The following is a 14504-nucleotide window of genomic DNA, read 5'->3' on the forward strand; positions in this document are numbered from 1 at the left end:
GTAGCGCCCCAATCTGGCGCCGTAGGGCTATGAGAATAGTGCAAGCCTAGGCACTGCAGATGAATGCCAGATGACAGTGAGGGTGGTCTACGCTTGATTTCCAGGGGCAAAAGCCCGGCCGGGGCAATGCCTGGACATCAAATTGTCATGCAACAGGCCTACCTTGGCTCAGGTATTGCTGACCTAGACCAACCGAACCGCAACAACGTCCAACAACACCTTTTGCGTGTTGTACGGCACCCATCAAGGAGCTTCGGATGAAAAAGCTTTTTCTGGCGTCACTGTTAGGCTCGAGTATCGCGATGTGCACAGCGGCCATGGCCGCCGACACTGACCTCAAGGCCCTCGAGGACGCCGCCCGCAAGGAAGGCGTAGTCAACAGCGTGGGCATGCCCGATGCCTGGGCCAACTGGAAAGGCACCTGGGACGACCTGGCGACAAAATACGGCCTCAAGCACATGGACACCGACATGAGCTCGGCCCAGGAAGTAGCCAAGTTCGACGCCGAAAAAGACAACGCCAGCGCCGACATCGGTGACGTCGGCGCCGCCTTCGGCCCGATCGCGGTGGCCAAGGGCGTGACCCAGCCGTACAAGCCAAGCACCTGGGAGCAGGTCCCGGACTGGGCCAAGGACAAAGACGGCCACTGGGCCCTGGCCTATACCGGCACCATTGCCTTCATCATCAACAAGCAACTGGTGAAGGAGGCAGACATTCCGAAAACCTGGCATGACCTGGAAAAGGGCAAGTACAAGGTCGCCATCGGTGACGTCGGCACCGCCGCCCAGGCTGCCAACGGTGTTCTGGCCGCTGCCATCGCCTATAAAGGCGACGAGAGCAACATCGAACCAGGCCTGCAGCTGTTCACCAAGCTGGCCCAGCAAAAACGCCTGTCGCTGGCCAACCCTACCATCCAGACCCTGGAGAAGGGCGAGATCGAAGTCGGCGTGGTCTGGGACTTCAACGGCCTGAGCTACCGCCAGCAGATCGACCCGAAACGCTTCGAGGTGCTGATCCCGTCTGACGGTTCGGTGATGTCCGGTTACACCACCATCATCAACAAGTACGCAAAAAACCCCAACGCCGCCAAGCTGACCCGCGAGTACATCTTCAGCGATGCCGGGCAGATCAACCTGGCCAAGGGGCATGCCCGGCCGATCCGTGCCGAGCACCTGAAACTGCCGGCTGAGGTACAGGCCAAACTGCTGCCCAACGAGCAGTACAGCGCCGCGCAGCCGATCAAGAATGCCGAAGCCTGGGAAGCGACCTCCAAGGCCCTGCCGCAGAAGTGGCAGGAGCAAGTGATCATCGAGATGGAGTGAACCCATCGCGGGTCAAGTCGGATCGTCGCACCGCCGCTCCCACGGAGATCCCTGTGGGAGCGGCGGTGCGACGACTCGACTTGACCCGCGATGCGGCCACCACATAACCCGGAGATACCATGAACCACAACGTCATCCTGGTCCTGCTCGATGGCCTCAACCATCAGGTCGCGCACCACGCCATGGGCCATCTGCATGCCTATGTCGAAGCCGACCGTGCAGCGCTTTACCGGGTCGAATGCGAGCTGCCGTCGTTGTCACGGCCGCTGTACGAATGCATCCTCACCGGGGTCGCGCCGATCGACAGCGGCATCGTCCACAACAACGTCAACCGCCTGTCCAACCAGCGCAGCGTGTTCCACTACGCCCGCGAAGCCGGCCTGGGCACGGCCGCGGCGGCCTATCACTGGATGAGCGAGCTGTACAACCGCTCGCCCTTCGACCCGCTGCGCGACCGCCACACCCACGCCCCCAAGCTGCCGATCCAGCACGGGCTGTTCTATTACGCCGACCACTACCCCGATTCGCACCTGTTCGCCGACGCCGAGTACCTGCGCCGCCGTCATGCACCGAATTTTCTCCTGGTGCACCCGATGAACATCGACGACGCCGGCCACCGCCACGGCCTGGACAGCAGCCAGTACCGCAACAGCGCGCGCAGCGCCGATATCCTTCTGGCCGATTACCTGCGCACCTGGCTCGAAGAGGGCTATCAGGTATTGGTGACCGCCGACCACGGCATGAACAACGACCGCTCGCACAACGGCCTGCTGGCCGAAGAGCGCGAAGTGCCGCTGTTCGTCTTTGGCCAGGCGTTCAGCCTCGACCCGGCGGCCAAGCCGCTGCAGACCGAACTGTGTGGCACCATTTGCGAGTTGCTCGGCGTGCCCCACGACAAGCCGGTGTGCCGGGAGCTGCTCAAGTGAATTCGATCAAGCGCGGCAAATGGCTGGCCCTGCTCTGCCTGGTGCCTTTCGCGGTGTTTTTCATCATCTTCCAGATCGCCCCGCTGGCCTGGGTCATGCTCCACAGCGTGCAGGTGGAATCAAGCTGGGGCCTGGACAATTTCAGCAAGATATTCAGTTCCAGGTTCTACCGCCAGGCGATCCAGCACAGCCTGGAGATCAGCTTCTGGTCAAGCCTGTTCGGCATCCTCATCGCCATCCTCGGCAGCTACTCGTTGCGCCGGGTCGACTCGCGCCTGCGCGATTTCGTCAACGCCTTCGCCAACATGACCAGCAACTTCTCCGGGGTGCCGCTGGCCTTCGCCTTCATCATCCTGCTCGGCTTCAACGGCGCGCTGACCATGCTGCTGAAGCAGGCCGGGATCATCGAAGACTTCAACCTCTACTCCAAGACCGGGCTGATCATCCTCTACACCTATTTCCAGATCCCCCTCGGCGTGCTGCTGCTCTACCCGGCCTTCGACGCCCTGCGCGAAGACTGGCGCGAGTCCGCCGAGCTGCTCGGCGCTGGCGCCTGGCAATACTGGCGGCACATCGGCCTGCCGGTGCTGACCCCGGCGCTGTTGGGCACCTTCGTGATCCTCCTGGCCAACGCCCTGGGCGCCTATGCCACGGTCTATGCGCTGACCACCGGCAACTTCAACGTGCTGCCGATCCGCATCGCCGCGCTGGTGGCCGGCGACATCTCGCTGGACCCGAACCTGGCCAGCGCCCTGGCGGTCATCCTGGTCGGGCTGATGACCCTGGTGACCTTCGTCCATCAATGGCTATTGAAGCGGAGCTACCATGTCGCGCGCTGAACCGGGCACCTCGTCGCTGTACCACCGCCTGGTGGTCTACCTGCTGTTCATCATCCTCTTGCTGCCGCTGGCCGGCACCCTGCTCTACTCGCTGGCCACCAGCTGGTCGGCGAGCCTGCTGCCCAGCGGCCTGACCTTCAAGTGGTACCTGGCGCTATGGAGCGACCCGCGCTTTCTCGCCGCCTTCGGCCAGTCGCTGCTGGTGTGTGTCGGCGCCCTGCTGTTGTCGGTGCTGTTGATATTGCCGCTGCTGTTCGTGGTGCATTACCACTTCCCGCGCCTCGATGCGCTGATGAACATCCTCATCCTGCTGCCCTTCGCGGTGCCGCCGGTGGTGTCGTCAGTGGGCCTGCTGCAGCTCTACGGCTCGGGGCCGATGGCCATGGTCGGCACGCCGTGGATCCTCATCGGTTGCTACTTCACCGTGGCCCTGCCGTTCATGTACCGGGCAATCACCAACAACCTGCAGGCGATCAACCTGCGCGACCTGATGGACGCCGCCCAGTTGCTGGGCGCCAGCACCTTCCAGGCGGCGTTCCTGGTGGTGCTGCCAAACCTGCGCAAGGGCCTGATGGTGGCCTTGCTGCTGTCGTTCTCGTTCCTGTTCGGCGAGTTCGTGTTCGCCAACCTGCTGGTCGGCACCCGCTACGAGACCCTGCAGGTGTACCTCAACAACATGCGCAACAGCAGCGGCCACTTCAACAGTGCCCTGGTGGTTTCCTATTTCCTCTTCGTGCTGGCGCTGACCTGGGCAGCCAACCGCCTGAACAAGGACAAGTCCTGATATGAGCTTTGTCAGCGTACAGAACCTGCAAAAAAGCTATGCCGGCAGCCCGGTGTTCAACGACATCAACTGCCAGATCGAACGCGGCGAATTCGTTACCCTGCTCGGCCCGTCCGGCTGCGGCAAGTCCACCCTGCTGCGCTGTATCGCCGGGCTGACCGCGGTGGACAGCGGGCGCATCTTGCTCGATGGCACCGACCTGGTGCCGCTCAGCCCGCAAAAACGCGGGATCGGCATGGTGTTCCAGAGCTATGCGCTGTTCCCCAACATGACCGTCGAACAGAACGTCGCCTTCGGCCTGCGCATGCAGAAGGTCAACAGCGACGACAGCCAGGCGCGGGTCCGCGAGGTACTGCAACTGGTCGAGCTGCAGGACTTCGCCCGGCGCTACCCGCACCAGTTGTCCGGCGGCCAGTGCCAGCGCGTGGCCCTGGCCCGCTCGCTGGTCACCCGCCCGCGCCTGCTGCTGCTCGACGAGCCGCTGTCGGCGCTGGATGCGCGGATTCGCAAGCACCTGCGCGAGCAGATCCGCGCGATCCAGCGCGAGCTGGGCCTGACCACCATCTTCGTCACCCACGACCAGGAAGAAGCGCTGACCATGTCCGATCGCATCTTCCTCATGAACCAGGGCCGCATCGTCCAGAGCGGCGATGCCGAAACCCTCTATACCGCGCCGGTGGACGTGTTCGCCGCAGGCTTTATCGGCAACTACAACCTGCTCGACGCCGACAGCGCCAGCCGCCTGCTGCAGCGCCCGGTGAACAGCCGCCTGGCAATTCGCCCGGAAGCCATCGCCCTGAGCCTGGACGGCGAGCGGGAGGGGCTGGTACGCAGCCACAGCCTGCTGGGCAACGTGATCCGCTACCGGGTTGAAGCGCGCGGGGTAGAATTGCTGGTCGATGTGCTCAACCGCTCGTCCGCCGACCTGCACCCGGACGGCCAGCGGGTATCCTTGTCGATCGATCCCACCGCCCTCTGCGAAGTCGCCTGAGGGTTGCACAGGAGTTTTTCTGAATATGGCACTCGCGATTTTCGATCTGGATGAAACCCTGATCCACGGTGACTGCGCCACGCTCTGGAGCGAGCAGATGGGCCGTCTGGGCTGGGTCGATCCAGCGTCTTTCATGCGCACCAACAACGAACTGATGGACGCCTACAGCCATGGCAAGCTGCGCATGGAAGACTACATGGCCTTCAGCCTGGAACCTTTGATCGGCCGCACCCCGGAAGAAGTCGAGCACCTTGTAGCGCCCTGGGTGGAAGATTTCATCGAACCGATCATCTTCAGCGACGCCACCAAGACCATCGCCGCCCACCGCAAGGCCGGCGACCGGATCCTGGTGATTTCGGCTTCCGGCACCCACCTGGTCAAGCCGATTGCCGAACGTCTGGGCATCGATGAGATTCTCGGCATTGAGCTGGAGGTTGAGCGCGGTGTTTACAACGGCAAGACCAAGGGCGTGCTGACCTACCGCGAAGGCAAGATCACCCGTTTGCTGGAATGGCTCGACCAGGAAGAAGAGAACCTTGAAGGCGCGAGTTTCTACTCGGATTCACGCAACGATTTGCCGTTGCTGCTGAAGGTGGATTTCCCGCATGTGGTCAATCCGGATCCGGTGTTGCGCGAGCAGGCCGAGACTCAAGGCTGGCCGATTCATAGCTGGAAATGATTGAAGCCATCGCGGGGCAAGCCGCTCCTGTGGGAGCGGCGGTGCGACGACTCGACTTGACCCGCGATCGGCGGACTACACCAGACTCTCGTCAATAACCAACACCAGCTTGCCCGACACCTGATTGCCGGCAAGCTCGGCAAACGCCGCCTCGGCATCCTTGATCGGGAAGGCCCTGGCCAGTTGCGGCTTGAGCCGGCCTTCGCTGAACAGCGGCCACACTTGCTGGCCGAGGTCGCTGAGCAGGTCTGCCTTGAACTGGTCATCGCGGGTGCGCAAGGTCGAACCCAGGACCTGTATGCGCTTGCCCAGCAGTTGCGCCAGGTCCAGCTCGGCTTTACGCCCGCCCATCAAGCCGATGATCACCCAGCGCCCGTCACGGGCCAGCAGCTTGAGGTTGAGCTCGGCATAGTTGGCGCCGACCGGGTCGAGAATCACGTTGAACGGGGCAAAGTCATTCAAAGCCTCGAGGTCTTCACCGCGAACCACGCCGCCGCTGGCCCCCAGGCCTTCGCAATAGGCCAGCCGCTCGGCCGAGCCGACGCTGACCCAGCACGGGCTGCCAAAGGCCTTGCACAGCTGGATCGCCGCCGAGCCGACACCGCTGGCCCCGGCATGCAGCAAGACTTTCTCACCGGGCTTGAGCGCGGCCAGCTGGAACACATTGAGCCAGGCCGTGGCATACACCTCGGGGATTGCCGCCGCTTCCTGCAGGCTCAAGCCCTCGGGCACCGGCAGTACGTGGCGGCCATCGACCACCACTTCCTCGGCCATGCCGCCACCGGCGAGCAAGGCACAGACCCGATCGCCGACCTGCCAGGAAGAACCGGCGCCCACTTCGCTGATCACCCCCGAGCACTCCAGGCCGAGAAATTCGCTGGCCCCCGGTGGTGGCGGGTAGAGCCCGGCACGCTGGAGCAGGTCGGCGCGATTGAGGCCGGCGGCGGCCACGCGAATTCGTACTTGACCGATATCGCAAGTTGGACTTGTCGTCGCAACCCACTCCACATGTCCGTCAACGCCTTGCAATGCCTTCACAGTGCCTCCATAGTTGAGTCATGACTGAGCCCGGGAGCTGTAGCCCCGGGCTTTTTGCATTATGCGTCCGGTTTTCATGGAACCGGCGAATTCAAAGACGGCCTAATATGCGTGATCAATTGTCCCTACGTCGAATCAGCATGAAGCATTTTCTGCCAAGCACCACCCTCGCCCTGTTGATCGGTCTGGGCAGTCTGCCATTGGCGGGCAGTGCATGGGCCGCCAACAGCTGGGATAAGCTCCAGCCCGACCGCGATGAAGTGGTCGCCAGCCTGAACGTGGTCGAGCTGCTCAAGCGCCACCACTACAGCAAGCCGCCGCTCAACGATGCGCGCTCGGTGATCATCTACGACAGCTACCTCAAACTCCTTGATCCTGCGCGCAGCTACTTCACTGCCAGCGACATCGCCGAGTTCGACAAGTGGAAGACCCAGTTCGACGATTTCCTCAAAAGCGGCAATCTCGACCCCGGCTTCACCATCTACAAGCGCTACCTGGACCGGGTCAAATCGCGCCTGGACTTCGCCCTCGCCGAGCTGAGCAAGGGCGTCGACAACTTCGACTTCACCACCCATGAGACCTTGCTGATCGATCGCAAGGACGCCCCGTGGATGAAGAACCAGGCCGAGCTCGACGACCTCTGGCGCAAACGCGTCAAGGATGAAGTGCTGCGCCTGAAGATTGCCGGCAAAGAACCCAAGGCAATCCAGGAACTGCTGACCAAGCGCTACAAGAACCAGCTCACGCGCCTGGACCAGACCCGCGCCGAAGACATCTTCCAGGCCTATATCAACACCTTCGCCCAGTCCTACGACCCGCACACCAACTACCTGTCGCCCGACAACGCGGAAAACTTCGATATCAACATGAGCCTGTCGCTCGAAGGTATCGGCGCCGTACTGCAAAGCGACAACGACCAGGTCAAGATCGTGCGCCTGGTGCCGGCCGGCCCTGCGGCCAAAACCAAATTGGTAGCTCCGGCCGACAAGATCATCGGCGTGGCCCAGGGCAACAAGGAAATGGTCGACGTGATCGGCTGGCGCCTGGACGAAGTGGTCAAGCTGATCCGCGGGCCGAAAGGTTCGGTGGTGCGCCTGGAAATCATCCCGGCCAGCAACGCCCCTAACGACCAGACCACCAAGATCGTGCCGATCACCCGTGAAGCGGTGAAACTCGAAGAGCAGGCGGCGAAAAAGTCGGTGCTCAAGCTCAAGCAGGACGGCCGTGACTACAAGCTCGGAATCATCGAGATTCCGGCCTTCTACCTCGACTTCAAGGCCTTCCGCGCCGGCGATCCGGAGTACAAGAGCACCACCCGCGACGTTAAAAAACTGCTGACCGAACTGCAGAAGGAAAAAGTTGACGGCGTGGTCATCGACCTGCGCAACAACGGCGGCGGCTCGCTGCAGGAAGCCACCGAGCTGACCAGCCTGTTCATCGACAAGGGCCCGACGGTGCTGGTGCGCAACAGCGACGGCCGCGTCGACGTGCTTGAAGACGAAAACAGCGGCGCCTTCTACAAAGGCCCGCTGGCACTGGTGGTCAACCGCCTGTCGGCCTCGGCCTCGGAGATTTTCGCCGGCGCCATGCAGGACTATCACCGCGCGCTGATCCTCGGCGGGCAGACCTTCGGCAAAGGCACGGTGCAAACCATCCAGCCGCTCAATCATGGCGAGCTGAAGCTGACCCTGGCCAAGTTCTACCGGGTTTCCGGGCAGAGCACCCAGCACCAGGGCGTGCTGCCGGACATCGACTACCCGTCGATCATCGACACCAAGGAAATCGGCGAAAGCGCCCTGCCCGAAGCCATGCCATGGGACACCATCCGCCCGGCGATCAAGCCTGCGGTCGACCCGTTCAAGCCGTTCCTGGCCCAGCTCAAGGCCCGTCACGACAGCCGTACGGCCAAGGATCCGGAGTTCGTCTACATCCGCGACCGCCTGGCCCTGACCCAGAAGCTGATGAACGAGAAAACCGTCAGCCTCAACGAGGCCGAACGCCGTGCCCAGCACGCCGATATCGAAAGCAAACAGCTGGCGCTGGAAAACACCCGACGCAAGGCCAAGGGCGAAGAACCGCTCAAGGAACTGAAGAAGGAAGACGAAGACGCGCTGCCGGTCGAGCCGGACGATACCAAGCCCGAAGACGACGCCTACCTGAAGGAGTCCGGATTGATCCTGCTGGACTACCTGGGGCTGAATTCGCAGGTGGCGCGCAACAACCCGTAAACCGGTGATGGCAAAATAATGTGACCGCGCTTCATTGCGTCATCAAATAGTCATCAGACTGTCGTGAAATAAGGGACTGAGCGCCGCGGGTGCTCAGTCCCTTTTTTCTAGGTAGGCCTGCCATGACCATCAACGAACAGCTCAGCGCGTTGAGCACCATCCTGGCTCAAAGCGGCTTGCACAGCCTGTTCCAACCCATTGTCTGCCTTTCCGAACGGCGCATCCTCGGCTACGAAGCGCTGAGCCGCGGCCCGTCCAACAGCCCGCTGCATTCGCCGATCAACCTGTTTGCCGTGGCCCGCCAGGCCGGGCGCCTGACCGAGCTGGAAGTGGCCTGCCGCGAGAGCGCCTGCCGGCGCTTCAGCCAGCAGAACCTTGAAGGCAAGCTGTTCCTCAACGTCTCACCCGAGTCCCTGCTCGAACCGCAGTACCAGTCCGGGCGCACCCTGAAGATGCTCCACGAGCTGGGCGTGCCGCCCAGCCGGGTAGTGATCGAGCTCACCGAACAGACCCCCACCGACGATTTCCAGCTGCTGTTCAACGCCCTGCACCACTACCGCGACATGGGCTTTTCCATCGCCCTGGATGATCTGGGGGCCGGCTATTCGAGCCTGCGCCTGTGGTCGGAGCTGCGCCCGGACTACGTCAAGATCGACCGCCACTTCATCGACGGTATTCACCTGGATGCGGTCAAGCGCGAGTTCGTCGGTTCGATCCTGCAGATCGCCCGGGCCTCGCGGGCCCAGGTGATTGCCGAAGGCATCGAGCTGGCCGAAGAGCTCAAGGTGCTCACCGAGATGGGCGTCGACCTGGTCCAGGGCTACCTGCTGGGCCGCCCGCAGGAACAGGCGGCGCGCGATGTGCAAAGCATGCTCGGGCAGCCGGTACAGGCGCTGCAGAGCCTCAATGAAGACAGCGGCAACCTCGCCGCGCTACTGATCGAACAACCGGCGGTGAACCGCGAGGCGCCCACCCCGCAGGTGCTGGAACTGTTTCGCAGCCAGGCCAACCTCAATTCCCTGGCGGTGCTCGACGCGCATGGGCAGCCGTGCGGCATCGTTCATCGCCATTCGCTCTCCGACGCGCTGCTCAAGCCGTTTGCCACCGACCTGTTCGCGCGCAAGCCGATCAGCCGCTTGATGAGCGATGACTTTCTCGCCGTGGATCTGGGCCAATCGCTGCAACAGGTCAGCCGCCTGCTCACCAGCCGCGCCCGCCAGCGCATCGAGGAAGATTTCATCATCACCCACAACGGCCGCTACCTGGGCCTGGGGCGGGTGATCGACGTGCTCAAGCTGATCACCGAGCAGAAGATCCAACAGGCCCGCTATGCCAACCCGCTGACCCTGCTGCCGGGCAACGTACCGATCCAGCAATGCCTGACTCGCCTGCTGCAACAGCAACGCGCAGCGGCGATCTGCTACGTCGATATCGACAGCTTCAAGCCGTTCAACGATATCTACGGGTATGCCCGTGGCGATGAGGTATTGCTGTGCCTGGCCCAGTGCCTGGGCGAACGGGTCGACCCCAGCCGCGATTTCGTCGGCCATATCGGCGGCGACGATTTCATGCTTGTGCTCGGCTCAGATGATTGGCAACAACGCTTGCAGTTGTTGCTGGAGGACTTTCACAAACAGTGCCGGCGCTTCTACCGGGCCGAGCACCTGCAGGCCGGGTGCTTCATCGCCACCGACCGCCAGGGCCGGCGCCAGGAATTTGCCCTGCTGTCGTTGTCGATCGGCGTGGTGCAGTTGCACCCGCAAGCCTGTGCCGGGCTCGATGCCGGGCAACTGGCGGAGTTGGCCTCACAGGCCAAGCACCAGGCCAAGGATGTGCCTGGGCACAGCCTGTACCTGATCGATACCGCCCCTGGCGCTCAGGCTTCTTCGTGTTCGGGGTAGCTGTACTCGAACACCCGCACCACTTCCGAGGCGTGCCAGGAGGCTGCGGCCATGCCATCGGACGGGCCGGAGAAGCGCCCCAGGCGCTCGACGCATTCGAAGAACCCGGTGCGCGGCAAGCGGCTCGCGCCCTGGCTGATCACCAGCGAGCTGCGCAGCGGCTGCTCGGCGCGGGCGTCGAGCGCGGCCAGGTGCTCCAGCGCCGCGGTCAGCGTTTGCATGGCCGGGCTGGGCAATTGCAGACGCTCGAGCAAGGCCCGGTAGGTCAGCAGGTGGCGCTGGCGGCGGGCGACATCCAGCTCGCCGAGCAGGCCTTCCCAGTGCTGGCGGCTGATGCGCACGCTCACGACGGCTCGCTCCAGCCAGCCACACCCAGCTCCCAGGCCAGGCTGCGGCGAATCGCGGCATCCGGCTGGCGTTCACCGCTTTCGATCAGCGCCAGGTACACCGGGCTGATACCGACGCTGCGCGCCAGTTGCTCCGGCGCCAGGCCCTTGCCCTCACGCAAACGCGCCAGCTCGCTGAAATTCGGCAAGCTGGCGCTGTCGGTGGCGCTTGAAGCTGTGTTTGCGCCGGCAAGTGGCTCGCCTTGCCCGGCTGCTTTAAGCAGTGCCTGGTACTGCTCCCAGGGAACAACCGCGTACTCGGGTTGACCGTCCCGGCTGATGACCTGAATACCCATTACAACCCCCTTGTAGGATTACGATATGTAATCGGTAGGCATAATCCTTATGCCAATTATATTACCAGCCAACAAGGGTGTGCAGGGTCGTGATGTGATCAGCTTTTTTCCTGTTCCAGGCGCAGGGCTTCGGGGGTGTCGGGCAGGCGCTCGACCACCCGCAGTTTTTCCGGTGCCTGGCGGTTGCGCCAGGCGCTGAACGCGGCCAGTTCATCAGACACCGCCTTCATCACCCAGGCCAGCACGACGATGTCGTCGAGCATGCCGACGCCCAGCAGCCAGTCGGGGATCGCATCCAGCGGGCTGACAAAATACAGCAGCCCCGCCACCACGGTGATCAGTGCCTTGGGGCTGATTGCCCGGTACTCGCCGCGCCACCAGGCCAGGCACAGCGCCTGCATCAGGCGCACGTCCTCGCGCAGTTTGCCCAGCCGCGGACCTTTGCGCGCCACGGCAAAAATCAACGCCGGCAAACGCCCGCGGCTGAGCAGGCGCTCGGCCAGGGGCAGAAATCGGGCGAAATTCCACGGTGCTTTCATACGGCCTCCAGGGCCAGTGCCAAGGAAGGTTATCCACAATAATTGTGGATAACCTTGTGAACAGAGCTCAGTTTCAGGCTCAAGGCGCCCGCCCGGCAAGGGTCCGGGTTAAATCGGGCGTTTTTTACACACCTGTTTCAATTGCGCAAACGTTTTGCCCGCTGCGCCCTGATTCATCAACAGTTGCAGTGACTAAGACCGTGCATGGCCCTATGGGTTCGGTAAAACCCAGAAACGACAACGCCCCGTCGAGACGGGGCGTTGCAGGTATCAGCTGGCCTTACTCGGCAGCTGGATCGGCAGGCTCTTCAGCCTTGGCCGGGTCCTTGATGGCGATCAGTTCCAGATCGAACACCAGCACCGAGTTGGCCGGAATGGTCGGGCTCGGGCTCTGCGCGCCGTAAGCGAGGTCGGACGGGATGTACAGCTTGTACTTCTCGCCGACGTGCATCAGTTGCAGGCCTTCGACCCAACCCGGGATCACGCCGCTGACCGGCAGGTCGATCGGGCTGCCACGCTCGACGGAGCTGTCGAAGACCTTGCCGTCGATCAGCTTGCCTTCGTAGTGGACGGTAACCACGTCAGTCGGCTTTGGCTGGGCGCCGTCGGCCTTCTTGATGACTTCGTACTGCAGGCCCGAAGCGGTGGTGACCACGCCAGCCTTCTTGCCGTTTTCTTCGAGGAATTTCTTGCCGGCGGCAGCCGACTCTTCGCTCATTTTCACCAGGCGCTCTTCAGCGCGCTTCTGCAAGGCCGAGAAGGCTTCAACCAGCTCTTCGTCCTTGATCTTCTGTTCTTTCTTGCCAACGGCGTCTTCGATACCTTGAGCGACAGCTTTCGAATCAAGGTCGTCCATGCCTTCCTGAGCCAGGCTTTTGCCCATGTTCAGGCCAATACCGTAGGAGGCTTTCTGTGCCGGAGTCTTCAGCTCGACGCTGGTCTGCGAATCGCAACCCGCCAGTACCAGGCTAACCAGGGCAACCGCAGCCGCCAACCGATGCTGTTTCATGCTATTTCCTTGTTCATGCGCCAATAGGGCAATCGAGTAAAGCCGCGAGCTTATCAGGCGGCCACGACCAATGGCTACCGGCATGAGAGCAAGAAAACCCGGATAAGTTCAGCCAGATTAAACCTTCTTCATCCTCGGCTGCAGCCAGTGGCCAGTATTGACGGGACCGGGCGGTTGGGCAAATCCGCCGATGAGGTTTTGTAGCAGTTTGTATCGACGCTCAGGGATAACCGCCGTCGCGGTACTGCGCCGCCACTTCGCGCAAAACTTCGCACAGCCACTGTGCCGGCAAGGCCAGCGGCAAGGCGGCATTGCTGCAGATGCCGACCGAGCCGCCCGGCTCGCTGACGCCCAGGTCCAGCTCGCACAATTCACCCCGGCTGAGGTCGACGCGCACCGCATCGCGTGGCGCCACCCAGACCGCATCGCTGCCCTGTACATAACGACGGCTGAGGGCCGGCGACAGGGTTTCCAGGCGCTGCACGGGTTGCTCGATGGCGCACTGCACGAACAGACTGTCGGCGTGCTTGCGGATGGTCGTGCCGGCCAGCGGCAACACCAGCGGGTAGCGCCCGACCTGGCTGCGCTCGAGCGGCTGGCGGCCAAGCAAAGGATGGCCAGGGCGCACCACCAGCGACATCGACTCGCTGTACAGGTGCTCGAACATCAGCCCCTGGATCTGCGGGCTGTCGGTCATGCGCCCGATCACCAGGTCCAGCTCACCGACGTGCAACTGCCCCAGCAGGTGCGCGCTGGGGCCGGTGGCGACGCTGACCACCAGCGCCTCATGGCGCTGGTGCAGACGGCACAGCACTTCGGGCATCAGCAGGCTTTCGACGGTCGACAGCACGCCGACCCGCACCTGCGGCGGCGCATGCTCTTCACCGCGCAAGGTGCTGACGCCTTCGCGCAGGGCCTGCACGCTGGGGCCGGCGTAGCGCATGAAACGCACCCCGGCCGGGGTCAGCTCGACGCCCTGCTTGCTGCGCTCGAACAGCCGCGTTTCAAGCAGCGCTTCAAGCTCCTTGAGGGTCTTGGAGATCGCTGGCTGACTGATCGCCATGGCGTCGGCGGCCTTGGCGAAACTGCCCTGGCGGGCGATTTCGAGAAAGCACAGCAGGTGGCGGAATTTGATCCGGGTGTCGAGGTTCATCCAGGGAGTTTATCGGGGCTCGGCCCGGACTGCGACCGCTTCGCGCTCGATCGCGGGGCAAGGCCCGCTCCTACAGGTCCGGTGCATGCAGGCCTATTGTGGGAGCAACTGTCTTAAGCAGCTTGCAAGTATTGGGGCAGCCAGGCTGTGTTTGAGCTGATCCATTTGATGATGAGGCGCTGCCGGCGCCTTCCGCCCTTACGGCGGGTCACTTTTGCTTGGCGGCAAAAGTAACCAAAAACGCCCTGTCCCTTCATCGGCCCTGCGCTGCGCTCCGGGTTCCACTCGGCCTTCTGCAAGGGACGATCGGTGGCGTCTGCAATTACGTACATCTAGAAGCAGAGCGCTTTTTTGCTTTCGCTTCTCGTGCATCGCCGGTCCATTCGCCGACAAGACGCAAAGGTGAAGTGTGA

14 protein-coding genes are annotated in these 14504 nt (G+C 62.8%); 8 read left to right on the forward strand and 6 right to left on the reverse strand.

Annotated elements, in window-relative coordinates; genetic code table 11:
• The first annotated feature begins 257 nt into the window (after positions 1–257).
• The 6 genes from LOY22_RS19885 to LOY22_RS19910 all read left to right on the forward strand — a co-directional run bounded on the left by LOY22_RS19885 (position 258) and on the right by LOY22_RS19910 (position 5541).
• Positions 258–1322 carry an ABC transporter substrate-binding protein gene (locus LOY22_RS19885; RefSeq protein ID WP_093380373.1) on the forward strand — a complete coding sequence of 355 codons (1065 nt, stop codon included), beginning with the start codon at positions 258–260 and terminating at the stop codon, positions 1320–1322.
• A 119-nt stretch (positions 1323–1441) separates the two neighbouring features.
• Positions 1442–2248: an alkaline phosphatase family protein gene (locus LOY22_RS19890; RefSeq protein ID WP_093380371.1), complete on the forward strand. Its 807-nt coding sequence runs from the start codon at positions 1442–1444 to the stop codon at positions 2246–2248.
• Between the two features lie 5 nt (positions 2249–2253).
• Positions 2254–3087 (forward strand): ABC transporter permease subunit, encoded by an 834-nt coding sequence (locus tag LOY22_RS19895; RefSeq protein WP_176794327.1) that lies wholly within the window; start codon positions 2254–2256, stop codon positions 3085–3087.
• On the forward strand, positions 3074–3871 hold the full coding sequence (locus LOY22_RS19900) for an ABC transporter permease (RefSeq protein WP_093380368.1): 798 nt from the start codon (positions 3074–3076) through the stop codon (positions 3869–3871). The genes LOY22_RS19895 and LOY22_RS19900 overlap by 14 nt, the downstream gene beginning before the upstream one ends.
• 1 nt (position 3872) lies before the next feature.
• A complete protein-coding gene (locus LOY22_RS19905) occupies positions 3873–4862 on the forward strand; it encodes an ABC transporter ATP-binding protein (protein ID WP_093380365.1) in 990 nt (329 codons plus the stop codon).
• Positions 4863–4887: 25 nt separating this feature from the next.
• A complete protein-coding gene (locus LOY22_RS19910) occupies positions 4888–5541 on the forward strand; it encodes an HAD family phosphatase (protein WP_213603491.1) in 654 nt (217 codons plus the stop codon).
• 75 nt (positions 5542–5616) lie between these two features.
• On the opposite strand, the gene LOY22_RS19915 is transcribed toward LOY22_RS19910, so the two are convergent.
• Positions 5617–6579: a zinc-binding dehydrogenase gene (locus tag LOY22_RS19915; protein WP_093380360.1), complete on the reverse strand. Its 963-nt coding sequence runs from the start codon at positions 6577–6579 to the stop codon at positions 5617–5619.
• A 140-nt stretch (positions 6580–6719) separates the two neighbouring features.
• Here LOY22_RS19915 and LOY22_RS19920 point away from each other — a divergent pair, with 140 nt between their 5' ends.
• Together LOY22_RS19920 and LOY22_RS19925 are read left to right on the forward strand one after the other, a co-directional pair.
• Positions 6720–8807 (forward strand): carboxy terminal-processing peptidase, encoded by a 2088-nt coding sequence (locus tag LOY22_RS19920; RefSeq protein WP_176794227.1) that lies wholly within the window; start codon positions 6720–6722, stop codon positions 8805–8807.
• Between the two features lie 122 nt (positions 8808–8929).
• Entirely contained in the window at positions 8930–10708 is a 1779-nt protein-coding gene (locus tag LOY22_RS19925) for a bifunctional diguanylate cyclase/phosphodiesterase (RefSeq protein WP_045195476.1), read from the forward strand.
• On the opposite strand, the gene LOY22_RS19930 is transcribed toward LOY22_RS19925, so the two are convergent.
• The 5 genes from LOY22_RS19930 to pcaQ all read right to left on the reverse strand — a co-directional run bounded on the left by LOY22_RS19930 (position 10684) and on the right by pcaQ (position 14091).
• Positions 10684–11055, reverse strand: coding sequence for a hypothetical protein (locus LOY22_RS19930; protein WP_010224211.1), 372 nt, complete (start codon positions 11053–11055; stop codon positions 10684–10686). The genes LOY22_RS19925 and LOY22_RS19930 overlap by 25 nt on opposite strands.
• Positions 11052–11390 carry a helix-turn-helix transcriptional regulator gene (locus LOY22_RS19935; protein ID WP_045195479.1) on the reverse strand — a complete coding sequence of 113 codons (339 nt, stop codon included), beginning with the start codon at positions 11388–11390 and terminating at the stop codon, positions 11052–11054. Before LOY22_RS19935 ends, LOY22_RS19930 begins: the two co-directional genes overlap by 4 nt.
• A gap of 98 nt (positions 11391–11488) precedes the next feature.
• A complete protein-coding gene (locus LOY22_RS19940) occupies positions 11489–11929 on the reverse strand; it encodes a YkvA family protein (protein WP_258594559.1) in 441 nt (146 codons plus the stop codon).
• 280 nt (positions 11930–12209) lie between these two features.
• Positions 12210–12938: an FKBP-type peptidyl-prolyl cis-trans isomerase gene (locus LOY22_RS19945; protein ID WP_045195483.1), complete on the reverse strand. Its 729-nt coding sequence runs from the start codon at positions 12936–12938 to the stop codon at positions 12210–12212.
• A 220-nt stretch (positions 12939–13158) separates the two neighbouring features.
• Entirely contained in the window at positions 13159–14091 is a 933-nt protein-coding gene (pcaQ, locus tag LOY22_RS19950) for a pca operon transcription factor PcaQ (RefSeq protein ID WP_093380356.1), read from the reverse strand.
• Between the last annotated feature and the right edge of the window lie 413 nt (positions 14092–14504).

The organism is Pseudomonas sp. B21-035, assembly GCF_024748945.1.
GTDB lineage: Bacteria > Pseudomonadota > Gammaproteobacteria > Pseudomonadales > Pseudomonadaceae > Aquipseudomonas.

Bases quoted from the DNA above. Each gene is read 5' to 3' on its own strand.
- LOY22_RS19885 (WP_093380373.1), top strand. From the start codon at position 258: ATGAAAAAGCTTTTTCTGGCGTCACTGTTAGGCTCGAGTATCGCGATG.
- LOY22_RS19905 (WP_093380365.1), top strand. From the start codon at position 3,873: ATGAGCTTTGTCAGCGTACAGAACCTGCAAAAAAGCTATGCCGGCAGC.
- LOY22_RS19935 (WP_045195479.1), bottom strand. From the start codon at position 11,390: ATGGGTATTCAGGTCATCAGCCGGGACGGTCAACCCGAGTACGCGGTT.
- LOY22_RS19920 (WP_176794227.1), top strand. From the start codon at position 6,720: ATGAAGCATTTTCTGCCAAGCACCACCCTCGCCCTGTTGATCGGTCTG.
- LOY22_RS19890 (WP_093380371.1), top strand. From the start codon at position 1,442: ATGAACCACAACGTCATCCTGGTCCTGCTCGATGGCCTCAACCATCAG.
- LOY22_RS19925 (WP_045195476.1), top strand. From the start codon at position 8,930: ATGACCATCAACGAACAGCTCAGCGCGTTGAGCACCATCCTGGCTCAA.
- LOY22_RS19940 (WP_258594559.1), bottom strand. From the start codon at position 11,929: ATGAAAGCACCGTGGAATTTCGCCCGATTTCTGCCCCTGGCCGAGCGC.
- LOY22_RS19900 (WP_093380368.1), top strand. From the start codon at position 3,074: ATGTCGCGCGCTGAACCGGGCACCTCGTCGCTGTACCACCGCCTGGTG.
- LOY22_RS19945 (WP_045195483.1), bottom strand. From the start codon at position 12,938: ATGAAACAGCATCGGTTGGCGGCTGCGGTTGCCCTGGTTAGCCTGGTA.
- pcaQ (WP_093380356.1), bottom strand. From the start codon at position 14,091: ATGAACCTCGACACCCGGATCAAATTCCGCCACCTGCTGTGCTTTCTC.
- LOY22_RS19910 (WP_213603491.1), top strand. From the start codon at position 4,888: ATGGCACTCGCGATTTTCGATCTGGATGAAACCCTGATCCACGGTGAC.